The organism is Nocardiopsis sp. KDC1DS13DA1 (assembly GCF_055632325.1).
In genome coordinates this window covers 22696-39919 of sequence record NZ_JBVMUY010000030.1, presented here as the reverse complement: position 1 = coordinate 39919, position 17224 = coordinate 22696, and the positions used below count along the sequence as shown (strand labels likewise).

The following is a 17224-nucleotide window of genomic DNA, read 5'->3' as shown; positions in this document are numbered from 1 at the left end:
GGTGTTCAGGCGCCGAGGGCGGGGTAGTCGGTGTAGCCGCGGTGGTCGCCGCCGTAGAAGGTGGCGGAGTCGGGCTCGTTGAGGGGGCCGCCCGCCTTGATCCGGGCGTCCAGGTCGGGGTTGGCCAACCAGGCGGCGCCCAGGGCCACCGCGTCGGCCAGCCCCTCCTCCAGCACCGCGGACGCGGCGGACGTGTCCGTGCCCGCGGCCGGGTTGTAGACGAAGGTGCCCGCCCACTCCTTGCGCAGGCGCTCGGCGTGCTCACGCGGACCCATCCCCGCGACGTGCAGGAACGCCAGCTCGGACTGGTTGGGGATGGCCTCCAGGAGCGCCAGGTGCTGGCCGAGCGAGTCGGTCTCGGTGATGCCGTTGACGGTGTTCCCGGGGGAGACGCGCAGGGCGGTGCGCTCGGCGCCGATGGTGTCGGCGACGGCCGCGACGACCTCGGCCGCGAACCGGGCCCGGCCCTGCTCGCTGCCGCCGTACTCGTCGGTGCGCTGGTTGGCGCCGTCGGCGAGGAACTGGTGGATGAGGTAGCCGTTGGCTCCGTGCAGCTCCACGCCGTCGAACCCGGCGGTGACCGCGTTGCGGGCGGCGGAGGCGAAGTCGTCCAGCGCCTCGGCGATGTCGGCGGAGGTCATCTCACGCGGAACCGGGTGGGGGACCATCCCGGAGCCGTCGAACAGGGACAGGCCGGAGGCGATCGCGGAGGGAGCGACCGGCAGGCCGCCGTCGGGGTACAGGCTCGGGTGACCGATGCGGCCGGTGTGCATGATCTGCGCGTAGATGTGGCCGCCCCCGTCGTGGACGGCGTCGGTGACCTTCCGCCACGCCTCGACCTGCTCGGCGGAGTGCAGGCCCGGGGTCTGGATGTAGCCCTGCCCGCGCACGCTGGGCTGGACGCCCTCGGTGATGATCAGGCCGGCGGAGGCGCGCTGGGCGTAGTACTCGACCACCAGGTCGCCCACACGACCTTCCTCGTCCGCCCGGGATCGGGTCATCGGGGCCATGAAGAGGCGGTTGGGAAGTTCGTCGCGGCCGACGGTGACGGGCGTGAACAGGTCGCTCATGTCTGCTCCAGACTGTGTTGGGGGCGCTGCCCCCGGTGGACGTGAACCACCGTAGGAGCGGGCGCTCACCGTCCCCTTGCCGTCGGCTGTCCGCCACCTGTCCGTGCGAGGACGGCACACCCGCCGTACATGACCGCTTCGTCCGGATAGGCTGCCTCATATGCGATTCGGCGTGCTGGGACAGCTCACGGTCTGGACCGACGGGGGCGCACCGGTGACCGTTCCCGGTGCCAAGGTGCGCGCGCTCCTGGCGCACCTGCTCGTCCACCGGGGGACGCCGGTGTCCGCCGACCGGCTCAGCGCGGACCTGTGGGAGGACCCGCCGTCCGACCCGGCGGCCGCACTCCAGACGGCGGTGTCGCGGCTCCGGCGCGTCCTGGACGGAGCGGAGCCCGGCTACCGGGCCCGGGTGGAGTCCGGCCCGTCGGGTTACCGGCTGCGGGTCGACGCGGAGCAGGTGGACGCGGGCAGGTTCGAGGAGCTGGTCGCGCGGGCCCGCGGCGCCCGGCCCGCCGAGGCGGCGGACCTCCTCGGGCGGGCGCTGGAACTGTGGCGCGGCCCCGCGCTGGCCGACCACGCGGACGCCCCGTTCGCACGCGCGGCGATCGCGCGCTGGGAGGAGCAGCGGCTGTCGGCGGTGGAGGAGCGCGCACGGGCCCGGCTCGACCTGGGCGAGGACTCCTCCCTGGTCGCCGAACTCGACGACCTGGTCGACCGCGAGCCGCTGCGCGAACACCTCCGCGCCGCCCACATGCTGGCCCTGTACCGGGCCGGACGGCAGTCCGAGGCCCTGGAGAGCTACCGGCGGATGCGTGACCTGCTCTCCGAGGAGGTGGGGGTGGACCCCGGCCCTGAGCTGGTCCGGCTGCACCGGGACATCCTCGCCCAGGACCCGGCCCTGGCCCGTCCCGGCGCCGAGCGGACCGGGAGGGAGCCGGTCTCGGGCCCCCGGCCGACCGGACGGGAGAACGGGCGCACCGGGCGGGGGACACCGCCGCCCCGGCTGCCGGGAAACGTCCCCGCCCCGCTCACCGAGGTCATCGGCCGGGAGGAGTCCGTGCGGCGGGTCCGCGGCGACATGGAGCGGTTCCGGCTGGTCACGCTCGTCGGAACGGGCGGGGTCGGCAAGACGACGCTCGCGCTCGCCTCCGTGCGCCCCGCTCCCCCGCCCTCCTCCCCCGTGTGGTTCGTCGAACTCGCCGGGCGGGACGCCGACACCACCACCCCCGAGGGCGTCGCCGAGGACATCGCGACCACCGTCGGTCTGTCCGACGAGGGATGCTCCCCCGGCCAGCACTCCTCGGTACCCCGTCTCGGTCGCTGCCTGGGCTCCGGCCTGCTGGTCCTCGACAACTGCGAGCACGTGATCGGCCCCGTCGCCGAGCTGGTGACCCGGCTGCTGCGGTCGGCGCCCGACCTGCGGATCCTGGCCACCAGCCGCGAGCCCCTCGGAGTGCCCGGCGAACGCCTGCACCAGGTCCGGCCGCTGGACGTCCCCCGCGCCTCGACGCCGGAGGCACTCGCGGGTTCGGCCGCGGTCGAGCTGTTCGTCCAGCGGGTGACCGCCTCCCTGCCCGAGTTCGCCGTGGACCGCGACAACGCCAGCGCCGTCGCGGCGGTCTGCCGTCACCTGGACGGCCTGCCGCTGGCCCTGGAACTGGCCGCCGCGCGCGTGCGCTCCATCGGCGTGCGGGAGCTGGCCGCGCGACTGGACGACCGTTTCCAGATCCTCGGCGGTGGCGGCCCGGCGGTCCACGAACGCCAGCGCACCCTGCGTGCCGTGGTCGACTGGAGCTGGCAGCCGCTCGGCGCCGACGAACGCGCCGTCCTGCGCCGCCTGTCCGTGCACCTGGGGCCGTTCACCCTGGCCAGGGCGGAGGCGACCGCGGGGCTGTCCCCGCCCGGCGCGCCCGACATCCCGCGGGCGAGCGTGGTCGGGGTGCTCGCCTCGCTCGTGGACCGGTCCCTGGTCGTGGCCGAACAGGACGGACCCGGAACGCGCTACCGGCTCCTGGAGACCATCCGCGCCTACGCCCGGGAGCGTCTGGCCGAGGCAGGCGAGGAGACCGCCGCGATGCGCGGACTGGCCGTCGACCTCGCCGAGGAGGCGAGCGCCTTCGAGCCGCGCCTGTTCGGGGGCAGGGGTGACCAGGGTCAGTGTCTGGAGCAGCTGGACCTGGACTCCGCCAACCTGAGATCCGTCGTGGAGTGGGCCGCGGAGCGGGGGGAGGCGGGGCTCGCACTGCGCGTCACGGGGGCGCTGGGCTGGTACTGGTACCTGCGCGGACGCTACCGGGAGGGCATCCGGCTGCTGTCCCGGGCCCTGGCCGCCCCGGGCGGTGCCACCGACGCGGAGCGGTCCGCCGCCCTGCTCTGGCACGCCGCGCTGACCCTGGCCGACGAACCGGTCCCCGACGCGCTCACCACCGCGCGGGAGGCCGTGGACCTGGCGTCGGGCCTGTCGGATCCCGTGGCACTCGCCAGGGTCCACACGGTGCTGCTGTTCATGACGCGCGCGAGCGAGACCGACGGTACGCGGATGGGGCTGCCCGACGATGCCGTGGAGGCGGCGTTGGAGGTGTTCGAGGCCCGGTCCGACGTGTGGTGGCGGGCCTTCGCTCTGCACCTGCGCGGTTGGCGGGCGCTGCGGCGCAGCGACCTGGCGGCGGCCGGCGGGGACGGCGGGGAGAGTCTGGCTCTGTTCGAGCAGCTCGGCGAGCCGTGGGGGCGGGTCAGGGCGGCCAACCTGCTCGGCGTGCTGGCAGGGATCGAGGGCGACTACCCCCGGGCCGCCAGGCTGCACCAGGAGGCGTTGACACAGGCGGAGCACATCGGGCTGTGGCCGTCGGTGGTCGAGGAGCACACGCGGGTGGCACGGGTCCACCTGCTCAACGGTGACCTGGACGCCTCCGACAGGTCCAACCACCGCGCCATCGAGATCGCCCGGGAGTGGGCACTGTCGGAGAAGGCCCGGTTCGCCCGCGTGGGCCTGGCGCTGAGCGCACGGCGTCGCGGGTGGCTGGACGAGGCCGAACGGCTGCTCCGGGAGGTCCTGGCATCGCACCGCGAGGACGGGTACCGGGCGGGTCTGGCCTTCGCCCTGACCGAACTCGGTTTCTGCGCCGAGATGCGCGGGGACACGCGTGCCGCGCGGGAGTCGCACACCGAGGGGCTGGAGTACGCCCGGCTGAGCGACGACCCCCGAGCGGTGGCCTACGCCCTGGAGGGTCTGGCGGGTGTGGCCGCCGTCGACGGCGACGGTGTCCTGGCCGCACGGCTGCTGGGGGCCGCCTCCCGCACGCGCGAGGAGGTCGGCGTGCCGCTCCAGCCCGGCGACCGGTTCGACGCCGACCGGCTCACCCCGGCCGTGCGCGACCTGGTCGGCACCGCACGCGCGGACCAGGAGTTCGCGTTGGGACACACGGCCGGGACCGAGGCCGCGATCGGCTGGGTGTCGGCGCAGGCACCGGTCGGCTGACCGCTCCGGGTTCCGGGAACCGGCCCCGGGGTCCGTGCCCCCTTCGACGGGGGTGTGCGCCCCGTGTACGGAGTGGCCACATCCGGCCACGGTGCGTGCCCGACCGCCGGCTCCGGAAGCGGGCCTCACCTGCCGAAGGCGCCAAACCGGGCGTTCCGCTCCGCTGGACACGCAGAGTTAGACGGATTGACAGTTTTTGCGGCTTTATTTAGCAATGACGCCAAATGCCAGTTGCCTCACCCCCCACCTCCGGAGGCAGTGTCATGCGTTCCCCCACCCCCCGAAGAGTCCTCACCCCCCTGGCGATCGGCGCACTGGTCCTCGGGCTGCTCAGCCCGGCCAGCGCCGAGTCCGCCGACACCCCCGCCCTGTACGAGGTCAGCGGTGTGTCGACCGCCGCGGAGCGGACCGAGATCGCCTCGACCGGAGCGGCGATCGACGACATCGGCGACGACTCGCTGCTCGTCACCGCGACCTCCGAGAGCGTCGAGGCCATCGACGACCTCGGGTACGGGGTCACCGAGTTCACCCCGCCCACCACCCAGCTGGCCCCCGACAACGGGTACACGACGTACGCCGAGCTGCGCGACGTCGTGGACCAGGTGACCGCCCAGAACCCCGGGATCGCCGCCCAGTCGGTCTACGGGTACTCGTACCAGGGGCGTGAGCTGGTCGCGATCAAGATCAGCGACAACGTCGGCGCGGACGAGGACGAGCCCGAGGTCCTGTTCACGCACTCCCAGCACGCCCGCGAGCACCTGACGGTCGAGATGGCCGTGTACCTGATGGAGCTGCTCACCAGTGAGTACGGCTCCGACGCGCGGATCACCGACCTGGTGGACAACCGGGAGATCTGGCTCCTGCCCAACGTCAACCCCGACGGCGCCGAGTACGACATGGCGGGCTCGTCGTGGCGGAACTGGCGCAAGAACCGCCAGCCCAACGCGGGTTCGTCCTACGTCGGCACCGACCTCAACCGCAACTGGGACTACAACTGGGGCTGCTGCGGCGGCTCGTCGGGCAGCACGTCGAGCGCGACCTACCGGGGCTCCGCGCCCGAGTCGGCCCCCGAGGTCGCGGCGGTCGCCGACTTCGTGCGGAGCCGGGTGGTCGGCGGCGAGCAGCAGATCACGTCGGCGATCGACTTCCACACCTACAGCGAGCTCGTCCTGTGGCCGTTCGGCTACACCTACGACGAGGTCACGAACGGGATGAACCGCGACGAGTACGACACCCACGCGGCCCTGGGCACGTACATGGCCCAGGCCAACGGGTACACGCCCCAGCAGTCCAGCGACCTGTACGTGACGGACGGGACGATCAACGACTGGCTGTGGGGCGACCAGCGGATCGTCAACTTCACCTACGAGATGTACCCGAGCAGCTACTGGGGCGGCGGCTTCTACCCGCCGTCCTCGGTGATCGACCGGGAGACCGCGCGTAACCGGGAGGCGGTCCTGCGCCTGCTCGACTACGCCGACTGCCCGTACCGCATCATCGGCGAGGAGGCCGCGTACTGCGGCTGACCCCGCCCGCACCCGAGGCCCCGGCGCGCGTTCACGCGCCGGGGCCGTCGTGGACGGCCTCAGCCGCCGCCGGTGGGCGGCGGGTCCAGTGGCTCGCCGGCCGCCTGGACGGCGGGCAGGAGCAGGCCGACCTCCACCGGCCCGCTCCGGACCCGGATGTCCGTGACCCCCTCCCCGGACGGCCGGACGGACACCACGACGACGTCCTCCGGCCCGACCGTGGTCCCGGCCCGGCCCGGATCGACCGTCACGCTCGGCCGGGTGTCGGCCCGCGCCAGTCCCGCCCCGGCGACGACGAGGGCCCCGGCCAGCCCCGCGACCGCCATCGCCCTGCTCACGGCACGCATGTGTGCTCCCCCATGTCCGCGCCCGCGGAACCCGACCGCGGGCGCCACCTTCGGTCACCACACATGTACCCCGGGACACGACCCGGACGCGGCGCGGCGGGTGGCGATCAGGGATGCGCCCCGGCCCGGCCCCAGGGTTCGGCCCAGGCCTTCACACGGCACCCGCGCGAACAGGTCGGTCCCGGCACGCGCGCGTGCCGGGACCGTGGGGGACGGGGCCTCAGTCCCGGGTCAGCAGCCGACCGGCCGGGGCGGACAGGTCCACGTCCGCGCCGCGCAGGATCGTGCGGCGCACCCGGCCCACCAGGTCGGCGCCGTCGTAGGCGCTCACCGGGTTCTTGTGCTGGAGGTCGCGCGCGACCACGCGCAGCGCCTCCTCCGGGGCCACGACCGCGAAGTCGGCGTCGCCTCCCTCGACGATCGCGCCCTTGCCCCGGACACCGGCGACCGCGGCCGGACCGGAGGACATCCACCGCACGACGTCCGCCAGCGGCACGCCGCGCCGACGCGCCTCGGTCCACACGGCGCTGAAACCCACCTGGAGTCCGGACACCCCGCCCCAGGCCGTCCCGAAGTCACCCGTGTCCAGGTCCTTCAGGTCCGGTGTGCTCGGCGAGTGGTCGCTGACCACGCAGTCGATCAGCCCGTCCGACAGCGCCCGCCACAGCAGGTCGCGGTTGGCGTGGCCGCGGATCGGCGGGCAGCACTTGAACTGGGTGGCCCCGGCGGGGATCGCCTCGGCCTCCAGCGTCAGGTAGTGCGGGCAGGTCTCCACGGTCAGCGGCACGCCGTCGGCCCGGGCCCGGGCGATCAGCGGCAGCGCGGAGGCGCTGGACAGGTGGAGGATGTGCGCCCGGGTACCGGTGCGGCGCGCGGTCTCGATGACCAGGGCGATCGCCTCGTGCTCGGCCTCGTCCGGCCGCGAGGCCAGGAAGTCCGCGTACTCGCGGCCCTCCGCGGCGGGCGCTTCGTCCAGGACCGACGGGTCCTCGGCGTGCACGATGATCTGGCCGCCGAACGCGCCGATCGCCTCCGCCGCCGTGCGCAGCTGGTCGGGCGTCAGGTGGCCGAACTCGTCCACGCCGGACGGGGACAGGAACGCCTTGAACCCGTACACGCCCTGCTCGTGCAGCGCCCGCAACTCCTTGGTGGTGCCGGGGGTGCTGTTCTCGGGAACGGCGCCGCCCCAGAACCCGACGTCCACGCGGACCTGGTCGCGCGCGACCGCGCGCTTGGTCTCCAGCCCGTCCACGGTGGTGGTCGGGGGCACACTGTTGAGCGGCATGTCGACGATCGTGGTCACCCCGCCCAGCGCGGCGGCCCGGGTGGCGCTGGCGAAGCCCTCCCACTCGGTGCGGCCGGGTTCGTTGACGTGGACGTGGGAGTCGACCAGACCCGGCAGCAGCACCTCGTCGTCGGCCAGGGTGATCTCCCTGGTGGCGGTGGCGGCGGCGTCCGCGCCGGGAAGGACGGCGGCGATCCGGCCGTCGGTGACGGCCACGGTCACCGCCCGCTCGCCCTCGGGGGTGAGGGCGCGACGGGCGCGCAGGAGGAGGTCGTGGGTGGTCATCACTGCTCCTGTCCGACTCGGCGGGTGGCCAGGGCCAGCAGGGTGGCCGTGTCCGTCCCGGTGTGCTCCTCGACCTCGGTCTCGTCGAGTGCGCCGCAGCGCAGCCCGTTGACCAGTGCCGACGCCAGGGCCTGCGCGGTGGCGGGCTCATCCATGACGCCCCCTGCCACGGCGCCGAAGTAGGCCCTGAGACGGGCCGCCGCGGGCGCGAACGCCTCCCGGTAGAAGGCGTAGGTGGCCAGGAAGCGCATGGGCAGCTGGTTCGGGTGCAGGTCCCAACCCTGGTAGTACCCGCGTTCCAGCGAGCGGCGGACCAGCCCGGCGTGCAGCCGCCAGGCGTCGTGGACGTCGGCGCGCCCGCCCACGGGCAGGATGTTGCTCCCCCCGTCGGAGAGCCACACGCCGGTCCCGGCGGCGGCGAGCTGCATGACCGCCTTGGCGTGGTCGGCGACCGGGTGGGCCAGGCTCTGGTGGGCGGCGGTGATCCCGCAGGCCGCGCTGTAGTCGTAGGTGCCGTAGTGCAGGGCGCTCGCGCGGCCCCGGGCCGCGCCGATCATCCGGGCCACGGCGGCGGTGCCGTCCTGGAGCAGGATCGACTGGGGGGTCTCGATCTGGAGCTCGAACCGCAGGCGCCCCTCGGGCAGGTCGAAGCGGCTCTCCAGCCGCTCGCAGACCCAGGCCGTGGCCTCGACCTGATCGACCGAGGTGATCTTGGGCAGCGTGAGGACGAGGTTGTCGGGCAGGGAGCCCCGGCGCTCCAGGAGGGTCTGGAGGAACAGGGTGAGGCTGCGGACCCCGCGGTGCCGCCCGGCGGCCTCCATGCCCTTCATCCGGATGCCGAAGTAGGGGGTGGCGGTTCCCGCCTCCAGGTCGGCGCAGAAGGCGCCGGCGGCGGAGGTCACGTCGGCGTCCTCGGCCTCGTCGCCGCGGTTCCCGTACCCGTCCTCCAGGTCGGCGCGCAGGTCCTCGATCGGTTCACGGGCGAGTTTGGCGCGTACGCGCGGCAGTGCCTCGGCCACGGCGGACTCGCTCAGCCCGGTGATCTCGGCGAGGTCGGTGGGCTTGGGGGCGAACTCGTCGAGGGCGGCCAGGGCGTCGCGCCCCCAGTCCGCGGCCAGTCCCGGCCGGATCCGGTCGGCGGGGACGTAGACGGTGTGCACCGGCTGCCGGGCGTTGTTGGCCCCGGGGTACTCCCGGGCCAGGCGCGCGTCGGCGTCGGCCAGGCGGGCGTCCAACGCGGTGGTGAGTTCGTCGAGGGACAGGGGATCCTCCGCTGTCACGTTGCGGTTCCTCTCCGTGGGGGTGACGCGGCCTCCTGAGGGAAGGCCCGTCAAAATTCCTATATGCGGATGTTAACTTCTGCGATTCGGAATAACAAGAGTTCAGTAGCGCCAGGAGTGTCCCCGATCGCCCCGAGCCACACGGATTCGGGCAGCGCTCCGTGGCGGTCCCGTGCTATAGAGGACTCAGAGATGGGAAGTACTTTTCGTATCGCAGAATAAAGACCGTGACCTCAAGCGGCCTTCACATGGGAGCATGACCTTTGTCAGCCTCGCAGACCACCCAGACGGACACACCGCCCCTCACCGAGGAGACCGGTAGGCGCGGTCGTTCCGGTGGGGTGCAGTCACTCGAACGCGCCTTCGCCCTCCTGGAGATCATGGCGGAGGCGGGCGGTGAGACCTCCCTCAGCCAGCTCGCCGAGTCGTCCCAGCTGCCGCTGCCGACCATCCACCGCATCATCCGCACCCTGGTCGGCAACGGCTACGTCCGGCAGCTGCCCTCGCGCCGCTACGCCCTCGGCCCCCGGCTGATCGGCCTGGGCGACAAGGCCTCGCAGATGCTCGGCACCTGGGCCCGGCCGCACCTGGCCCACCTGGTCGAGGTCCTGGGCGAGACCGCCAACCTGGCGATGCTCGACGGCGACAAGGTCATCTACGTGGCGCAGGTGCCCTCACCGCACGCCATGCGCATGTTCACCGAGGTCGGCCGACGTGTCCTGCCGCACTCGGCCGGGGTCGGCAAGGCCCTGCTCTCACAACTGGGCGACGACGAGGCGCTGGCGACCGTGCGCCGTACGGGCATGCCCGCCGCGACCGACCGCACCATCACCAGCCCCGAGGACTTCGTCGCCGAGCTCCAGCGCATCCGCGAACGCGGCTTCGCCATCGACGACGGCGAGCAGGAGATCGGCGTGCGCTGCGTGGCGGTCCCCGTCGAGGGCGCGCCCTCGCGGATGGCCGTGTCCGTGTCGGGCCCGGACCGGCGCGTGACCTGGGAGTTCGTCGACCGCGCCGCCCCCCTGGTCCAGGAGGCCGCCCGAACCCTGGCCACCGACCTCAACAACCAGAGCTGACCCGCCGAACGCCGGAGGGGGCCGTGACCGACACCGGTCACGGCCCCCTCTCTCGTCTCTCGGAACGGCCGCCCACGGGGGTTGCCGTTCGGGCGCCGGCAGGGTCCTGCACGACGAGGCAAGCCGCGTGGCGAGGAACGAGCGACAGGCGCCGCCGAGGATGAGGAATCCCTGATCTCCGGGGCGCCCGAACACGGTCCGGAGCGCAGCGGAGGACCAGAAGGACTAGGTCTGCTGGTCGAAGCCCAGTCTGCGCAGCTGTTTGGGGTCGCGCTGCCAGTCCTTGGCCACCCGCACGCGCAGGTCCAGGAAGACCCGCTGCCCCAGCAGTCCCTCGATCTGCTTGCGCGCCCGCGAACCGACGTCCCGCAGCCGCGAGCCCTTCGACCCGATGACGATCGCCTTCTGGCTGGAGCGCTCCACGTACAGCGAGGCGTAGATGTCCACCAGCTCCTTGCCCGGCCTGGTGTTCTCCCGCTCGTTCATCTCGTCGACGACCACCGCGATCGAGTGCGGCAGTTCGTCGCGCACACCCTCCAGGGCCGCCTCGCGGACCAGTTCCGCCACGAGCATCTCGTCGGGTTCGTCCGTCAGGTCGCCGTCCGGGTAGAGCGGTGGCCCCTCGGGCAGGTGCGAGCAGAGCACGTCGGTGACGGTGTCGAGCTGGAACCCGCCCTCGGCCGACACCGGGACGATGTCGGCCCACTCGCCCAGCTCCTGCACCGCCAGCAGCTGTTTGCCGACGGTCTCCCGGTCGGCCAGGTCGGTCTTGGTGACCAGCACGACCACGGGCGTGTTGGTCTGCTCCGCCAACTCCTTGGCGATGTAGGTGTCGCCCCGCCCGATCGGCTCGTTGGCGGGCAGGCAGAACGCGATCACGTCCACCTCGACCAGCGTGGACCGCACCAGCGAGTCCAACCGCTCCCCCAACAGTGTGCGGGGCTTGTGCAGGCCGGGCGTGTCCACGATGATCAGCTGCGCGTCCGGCCGGTGGACGATCCCGCGCACCGTCCGCCGTGTCGTCTGCGGCCGGTTGCTGGTGATCGCCACCTTCTGGCCGACCAGCGCGTTCATCAGGGTGGACTTGCCCACGTTGGGGCGGCCCACGAAGCAGGCGAAGCCGCTGCGGAAACCCTCCGGGTGGGAGGGCGCGGGCAGCGGAAGCCGCAGCTTCTCCAGGTCGAGGTCGTTCATGTGTCCTTCTCAGCGCCGGGTGACGCTCGCGGGCACCCCGTCGGGGGCCGCGATCACCACCACCTGGGTCTTCAGGTCGTCCGCCACCGCGCGGTCGTCCTCGGTCAGTTCCGCGGCCTCGGTCACCACCACGGCGGCCTCCAGGGCGGAGGCCTCACTGGACACGGCCGCCGCGACGGCCGCCTGCAACGCGGTCAGCCGGAGCGAGGGCAGCTCCACCGTCGTGGCGACGTAGGTGCGCCCGGTCTCGTCGCGCACCGCCGCCCCCTCGGCCGCCGCGTTGCGGGCCCGAGAGGCCCGGGCGAGAGTGATGAGCTTGCCGTCCTCGGGGCCCAGCCCCGTCGTGTCCGTCACTGCTCCGTGCTCCTTACGTCCTCGTTCTTCCCCCGGCCGTCGCGGGCTCCGCCGTCGTCCGGCAGACGCTCCACCAACACCGTGGTCAGGCGGTTCCGGCGGCCGTTGCGGCCCTCCAGGGTGAGTCTGAGACCAGCGTATTGCGCCTGCGCCCCGCCCGTGGGAACCCGGCCCAGCACGAAGGCGACCAGACCGCCGACCGTCTCGACGTCGGGTACGTCCAGGTCCCGGTCGGGGAACAGTTCGTCGAACTCCCCCAGCGGCAGGCGCGCCGTCACCCGCACCCGGTCCGCGTCCAGCCACTGCACGGGCGGGATCTCGTGGTCGTACTCGTCGGTGATCTCACCGACGATCTCCTCCACGATGTCCTCCAGGGTCACCAGCCCCGCGGTGCCCCCGTACTCGTCGATGGCCACGGCGACGTGGTTGCGGTGCTTCTGCATCTCGCGCAGCAACTCGTCGATGGGCTTGGTGTCGGGCACGTAGGTCGCCGAGCGCATCACGTCCCCCGCGGTCAGCGGTGCCTCCCCGACCCCTCCGGCGGCGGCCGCCCAGCGGTCGCGCAACCGCTCGACGACGTCCTTGAGGTAGACGATGCCGACCACGTCGTCCTCGTCCTCACCCGTCACCGGGATCCGCGAGTAGCCGCTGGCCAGGGCGAGCGACAGGACCGCGTCGGCGTCCGCGTCCCGGTTGGTGAACACGATGTCGGGCCTGGGCACCATCACCTCGCGCACGGAGGTGTCGTCGAGTTTGAACACCGAGTGGATCATCTGGCGTTCCTCGGGGTCGATGACCTCGCCGCGCTCGGCCAGGTCCACGAGCTGGCGCAGCTCGATCTCGGTGCTGAAGGGGCCCTCGCGGTCCCCCTTCTCCCGCGGGGTGAGCGCCCGTCCCATCCCCACCAGGAGCTGGGCGACCGGGCTCACCACCACCTGCACCGGCTGGAGCACGGCGGCGCTGGCCAGGGCGATCCGCCCGGCGAACTGGCGGCCCAGGATGCGCGGGGCGATCGCGACGAAGAGCGACTCCACCACGACCAGTGTGACGAGCGTCAGGACCAGCGCGGGCCACCCCGGGCCCAGCAGGAAGAGCATGCCCAGCGCGGTGGCCAGGACCGCGCACACCTCGGCGACCACGCGCAGGAACAGCAGGACGTTGAGGTGGCGGGTGGGATCGGCGGCGACCCGCTCCCAGCGGGGACCGGCGTCGCGCTCCCCCGGGACCCCGGTCAGCCCCACCGAGCCCACCCGGGTGACCGCCACCTCGGCGGCGGCCAGGAACCCGGCCACGGCGATCAGCGACAGGGCGACGGCGAACGCGGTGCCCCACAGGGCGGGGCCGCCGGCGGCCAGCGGTACCGAAGCCGACGCGGCGCTCATCGGTCGCTCTCGTCTCCCCCGGCCGAGGCCGCCTCACCCTCACGCCAGGCGGCCAGGATCTCGCCCTGGAGACCGAACATCTCCTTGTGCTCGTCCGGCTCCGCGTGGTCGTAGCCGAGCAGGTGCAGGATGCCGTGCGTGCACAGCAGGTCGATCTCGGCCTCGGTCGGGTGGCCCGCCTTGAGCGCCTGGCGCTCGGCCACCTGGGGGCAGATGATCACGTCACCGAGGACGCCCGGCTCGCTGGTGCGGCCGGGGCCCCCGGGGCGCAGTTCGTCCATCGGGAAGGAGAGAACGTCGGTGGGGCCGGGTTCGTCCATCCACCGCACGTGCAGGTCCGCCATCGGCTCCTCGTCCACCAGCACGACGGAGAGCTCCGCCAGCGGGTGGACGCGCATGGCGTCGAGCACGTGCCGGGCCAGGCGGGAGAGTCGCTCCTCGTCCACGGTGGTGACGCCCGACTCGTTGGCGACGTCGATACTCATCGGTTGCGGATGCCTCACTTGGAAATCGTCATGGCCGAACGGGGTGACCGCCCGGCGGCGCGTCGCCGCCTGCGGCCGCGCCGGAGCGTCCGACACCGGTGGGCCCGCACCACGGCGGGCCCACCGGTTCGGACGTTGTACCACTCCAGTCTGCCCGCTATTTCGTGTGCGGGCTCCCGGAGCCGCCGTCCGCCGGAGTGTCGGTGCCGCCCCTGCGGGGCGACAGACGGCGGGGGCGGCCGCCGTCCGCTCCCGCGCGGCCGCCCTGGGCGGCGTCGTAGCGGCCGTAGGCGTCCACGATCTGCCCGACGAGCTTGTGGCGGACCACGTCCTCGCTGGACAGGCGGCAGAAGGCGATGTCGTCGATGTCACGCAGGATGTTCTCGATGGTGCGCAGGCCGCTGGCCTGTCCGCCGGGGAGGTCGACCTGCGTGACGTCACCGGTCACGACGATCTTGGACCCGAAGCCGAGCCTGGTGAGGAACATCTTCATCTGCTCGGGCGAGGTGTTCTGGGCCTCGTCCAGGATGATGAAGGAGTCGTTGAGCGTTCTGCCGCGCATGTACGCCAGGGGCGCGACCTCGATGGTCCCGGCCGACATCAGCTTGGGGATCGAGTCGGGGTCGAGCATGTCGTGCAGCGCGTCGTACAGCGGCCGCAGGTAGGGGTCGATCTTCTCGTAGAGCGTGCCCGGCAGGAAGCCCAGCCGCTCGCCCGCCTCGACCGCCGGTCGGGTGAGGATGATCCGGTTGACCTCCTTGTCCTGGAGCGCCTTGACGGCCTTGGCCATCGCCAGGTAGGTCTTGCCGGTTCCCGCCGGACCGATGCCGAACACGACCGTGTGCCGGTCGATGACGTCGACGTACCGCTTCTGGTTGACGGTCTTGGGGCGGATGGTCCTGCCCCGGCTGGACAGGATGTTGGTCGTGAGCACGTCGGCCGGGCGCTCCGAGCCGGGTGTGCGCAGCATGTGGACCATGCGATCGATGGTGTCGGGGGTGACGTGGGTACCGCTCTTGGCGAGTTCGATGAGCTCCTCGACGAGGCGGACCACGACCGCGGTCTCCTCGGGGCTGCCGCTGATCGTGAACTCGTTGCCGCGGACGTGGATGTCACTGTCGAAGGCCCGCTCCAGGGCCCTGAGGAGTTCGTCCCCCGAGCCCAGCAGGCTGACCATCGTGTGCTCGTCCGGGACCACGACCTTGACCTGGGTGTCGTGTCGCGGTTGCGTGTGCGTTGTCTCGGCCATGACGTGGCCTTGCGGCCGCTGTCCCTACCCTTCGATCCGACCCCGCCCTCGCTGGCGGGGTGCGACGCCTGCGGCACCCGAGCCGGTACCGGGCCCGTCCTTCGACCGGCGCCTCCAGCGGCACTCCGGTCCCTGGGGCCACGCCCCGAGTCTACCAACGCGCCCTTATCCGGATCGATCGCTTTTTCGACCGCACCCACGCCCTCGGACCGGCCCGGACCAGGGCCGTTGACACGGGCCGCCGTGAGGCGGGGTCCCGCGCCGGACGGCGGCTACCCGGGGGGCCAGTTCAGGCCGCGCCCGCCGAGCAGGTGACCGTGCAGGTGGAACACCGTCTGCCCGGCACCGCTGCCGGTGTTGAACACCAGCCGGTACCCCGCGTCGGCCACGCCCTCGGCCTCGGCCACCTCGCGGGCCTCCAGCGCGATCTCGTCCAGCAGCCCCGTACCCGCCGCAGCGGCGGAGGCGGCGTCCGGGTGGTGTTCGCGCGGAACGATCAGCACGTGGGTGGGGGCCTGGGGGTTGATGTCGCGGAAGGCGACGGTGCGCTTGCCCTCACGGACGATCTCGGCGGGTACCTCCCCCCGCACGATCTTGCAGAAAAGGCAGTCGGCCTCGGCCATGGGTTACCTCCGTCGGGGGACTGTCGCCCGGTTGTTCCCGCTCCCGGCCCCGCGCGGCGGGTGCCGCCGGAGCGGCCGTCTCGGATTGTCCGGTCCCCATGATGCCGCAGGTCCCGACCGCCGGGAGCGCCCGGCTCCGGGCCGAAACCCCTGGTACCGCGTCTCCCTTCGGAAGAATCACGATAGGCTTTGCACCCGTGCGCGACGGGTCGTCGGCCTCCTCCGCCGATGTCCACCCTCCAGCGTGTTCGGACCGAAACGCACCCCTACCTGGAAAAGATGAGGTATGCCCTTTCGTAAACCCCGCGACAAGGGTGTGCGTCGAACTGATGTGACGACAGAAACCATGGTGGCGGGAGCCACCACGGCTCGCCTCGCCGTGGGCTGGGACGCCGACCACGCGGTGACCGAACTCTATCGGGAGCACTACCGTCCGCTGGTCCGGCTCGCCTCACTGCTCGTCCGGGACCACGCGACCGCGGAGGAGGTCGTGCAGGACTCCTTCGTCGCCATGCACTCGGCCTGGCGGCGGCTGCGCGACCCCAACAAGGCCCTGTCCTACCTCCGGCAGGCGGTGGTGAACAAGGCGCGGTCGGTGCTGCGCCACCGGGCCGTCGTGGAGAAGCACGCACCCAAGGCGCTACCGGACGCTCCCAGCGCGGAGCACGGCGCCATGAACCAGTTGGAGCGCGAGGCCGTGATCAGGGCCCTGCGCAAACTACCCACACGTCAGCGAGAGGCCATCGTGCTCCGGTACTACGGCGACCTGTCCGAGGCGCAGATCGCGGACGCCATGGGGATCAGCAAGGGCGCGGTGAAGAGTCACACGTCCCGCGGCATCTCCGCGCTCCGCTCCGTCCTGGAGCAGACGACATGAGCAGCCCATCCGACAACGACGAGTTCGAGAGCCGGCTCCGCTCGGTCCTCAGATCCGAGGCGGACGCGTGCGAGCCCTCCGCCGAGGGGCTGAACCTGATCCGCGAACGGACCGAACACGCCCGGAACGGGTCCTGGTTCGGGCTGCCCTGGCTACGACCCGCGCTCGCGGTGGCGGGGGCGGTCCTGATCGCCGCGTCCGTGGTCATCTCCAACCCCGAGGTCCGCGACCAGATGCTGGAGATCGTCCCCGCGGGCGCCGACCGCGAGGGCACGCCCCCGGAGGAGGCCCCCTCCGAGGACGACGAGCCCTCCGCGAAGCCCGCCCCCGACACGGACACCGGGGTGGCCGCCCCCGCGCCGGAGCCCGCGGACGACCCCACCCCCACGCCGACCCCCTCGGCGGAGCCGTCCGCTCCGCAGGAGGAGGCCACCGCGACCGACGACTGCTCCCCGGTGGCGTCCCCCTCCGAGGCGGCGAGCCCCGGGAACGGCGAGGAGGGCGGGACGACGGACGGCGGCGGCGTCGCCGACGACTGCTCCACCGGCGACGGCGAGCCCACGGACGAGGGCTCCGACGGGGCCACGGACGGCACCGGTGGCGACGGCGGCGGGGACAGCGGTTCGGGGGACACCGGAGGCGGTGACGAGCCCGTCGACGACAGCACCGGCGGCAGCGGCACGGACGGCTCCGCCGCGGCGGAGACCCCGTAG

Annotated in this window: 15 protein-coding genes; 5 read left to right on the top strand and 10 right to left on the bottom strand. The window is 72.8% G+C overall.

What is annotated here, in order from left to right:
- Nucleotides 1-5: 5 nt before the first annotated feature.
- The gene (locus ACTVAJ_RS19585) at nt 6-1070 is read right to left on the bottom strand and encodes an alkene reductase (protein WP_470389649.1); all 1065 of its coding nucleotides are present in this window, start codon (nt 1068-1070) and stop codon (nt 6-8) included.
- A gap of 160 nt (nt 1071-1230) precedes the next feature.
- Here ACTVAJ_RS19585 and ACTVAJ_RS19580 point away from each other — a divergent pair, with 160 nt between their 5' ends.
- Nucleotides 1231-4548 carry a BTAD domain-containing putative transcriptional regulator gene (locus tag ACTVAJ_RS19580; protein ID WP_470389648.1) on the top strand — a complete coding sequence of 1106 codons (3318 nt, stop codon included), beginning with the start codon at nt 1231-1233 and terminating at the stop codon, nt 4546-4548.
- A 263-nt stretch (nt 4549-4811) separates the two neighbouring features.
- Nucleotides 4812-6074, top strand: a complete 1263-nt coding sequence (locus ACTVAJ_RS19575) for a M14 family metallopeptidase (protein WP_470389647.1) — start codon at nt 4812-4814, stop codon at nt 6072-6074.
- A 59-nt stretch (nt 6075-6133) separates the two neighbouring features.
- On the opposite strand, the gene ACTVAJ_RS19570 is transcribed toward ACTVAJ_RS19575, so the two are convergent.
- The 3 genes from ACTVAJ_RS19570 to ACTVAJ_RS19560 form a co-directional block, all read right to left on the bottom strand.
- Entirely contained in the window at nt 6134-6421 is a 288-nt protein-coding gene (locus tag ACTVAJ_RS19570; RefSeq protein WP_470389646.1) for a hypothetical protein, read from the bottom strand.
- A gap of 220 nt (nt 6422-6641) precedes the next feature.
- Entirely contained in the window at nt 6642-7991 is a 1350-nt protein-coding gene (gene allB / locus ACTVAJ_RS19565; protein WP_470389645.1) for an allantoinase AllB, read from the bottom strand.
- Nucleotides 7991-9271, bottom strand: a complete 1281-nt coding sequence (locus ACTVAJ_RS19560; protein ID WP_470389644.1) for a DUF6986 family protein — start codon at nt 9269-9271, stop codon at nt 7991-7993. The genes allB and ACTVAJ_RS19560 overlap by 1 nt, the downstream gene beginning before the upstream one ends.
- A 341-nt stretch (nt 9272-9612) precedes the next feature.
- Here ACTVAJ_RS19560 and ACTVAJ_RS19555 point away from each other — a divergent pair, with 341 nt between their 5' ends.
- Nucleotides 9613-10347, top strand: coding sequence for an IclR family transcriptional regulator (locus ACTVAJ_RS19555; RefSeq protein WP_470389786.1), 735 nt, complete (start codon nt 9613-9615; stop codon nt 10345-10347).
- A gap of 225 nt (nt 10348-10572) precedes the next feature.
- Here the strand turns inward: ACTVAJ_RS19555 and era are convergent, their stop codons facing one another.
- The 6 genes from era to ACTVAJ_RS19525 form a co-directional block, all read right to left on the bottom strand.
- Nucleotides 10573-11541 (bottom strand): GTPase Era, encoded by a 969-nt coding sequence (gene era / locus ACTVAJ_RS19550; protein WP_470389643.1) that lies wholly within the window; start codon nt 11539-11541, stop codon nt 10573-10575.
- Nucleotides 11542-11550: 9 nt separating this feature from the next.
- A complete protein-coding gene (locus ACTVAJ_RS19545; protein ID WP_470389642.1) occupies nt 11551-11895 on the bottom strand; it encodes a cytidine deaminase in 345 nt (114 codons plus the stop codon).
- On the bottom strand, nt 11892-13277 hold the full coding sequence (locus ACTVAJ_RS19540) for a hemolysin family protein (protein ID WP_470389641.1): 1386 nt from the start codon (nt 13275-13277) through the stop codon (nt 11892-11894). Before ACTVAJ_RS19540 ends, ACTVAJ_RS19545 begins: the two co-directional genes overlap by 4 nt.
- Nucleotides 13274-13762 carry an rRNA maturation RNase YbeY gene (gene ybeY, locus ACTVAJ_RS19535; protein ID WP_470389640.1) on the bottom strand — a complete coding sequence of 163 codons (489 nt, stop codon included), beginning with the start codon at nt 13760-13762 and terminating at the stop codon, nt 13274-13276. The genes ACTVAJ_RS19540 and ybeY overlap by 4 nt, the downstream gene beginning before the upstream one ends.
- Before the next feature lie 157 nt (nt 13763-13919).
- Nucleotides 13920-15011 (bottom strand): PhoH family protein, encoded by a 1092-nt coding sequence (locus ACTVAJ_RS19530; protein WP_470389639.1) that lies wholly within the window; start codon nt 15009-15011, stop codon nt 13920-13922.
- Nucleotides 15012-15283: 272 nt separating this feature from the next.
- Nucleotides 15284-15634 carry a histidine triad nucleotide-binding protein gene (locus ACTVAJ_RS19525; RefSeq protein WP_470389638.1) on the bottom strand — a complete coding sequence of 117 codons (351 nt, stop codon included), beginning with the start codon at nt 15632-15634 and terminating at the stop codon, nt 15284-15286.
- A 346-nt stretch (nt 15635-15980) separates the two neighbouring features.
- Between ACTVAJ_RS19525 and ACTVAJ_RS19520 the strand changes: the two genes are divergently transcribed.
- Both ACTVAJ_RS19520 and ACTVAJ_RS19515 read left to right on the top strand, forming a co-directional pair.
- On the top strand, nt 15981-16511 hold the full coding sequence (locus ACTVAJ_RS19520) for a SigE family RNA polymerase sigma factor (RefSeq protein WP_470389785.1): 531 nt from the start codon (nt 15981-15983) through the stop codon (nt 16509-16511).
- Nucleotides 16508-17224: a hypothetical protein gene (locus tag ACTVAJ_RS19515; protein WP_470389637.1), complete on the top strand. Its 717-nt coding sequence runs from the start codon at nt 16508-16510 to the stop codon at nt 17222-17224. The genes ACTVAJ_RS19520 and ACTVAJ_RS19515 overlap by 4 nt, the downstream gene beginning before the upstream one ends.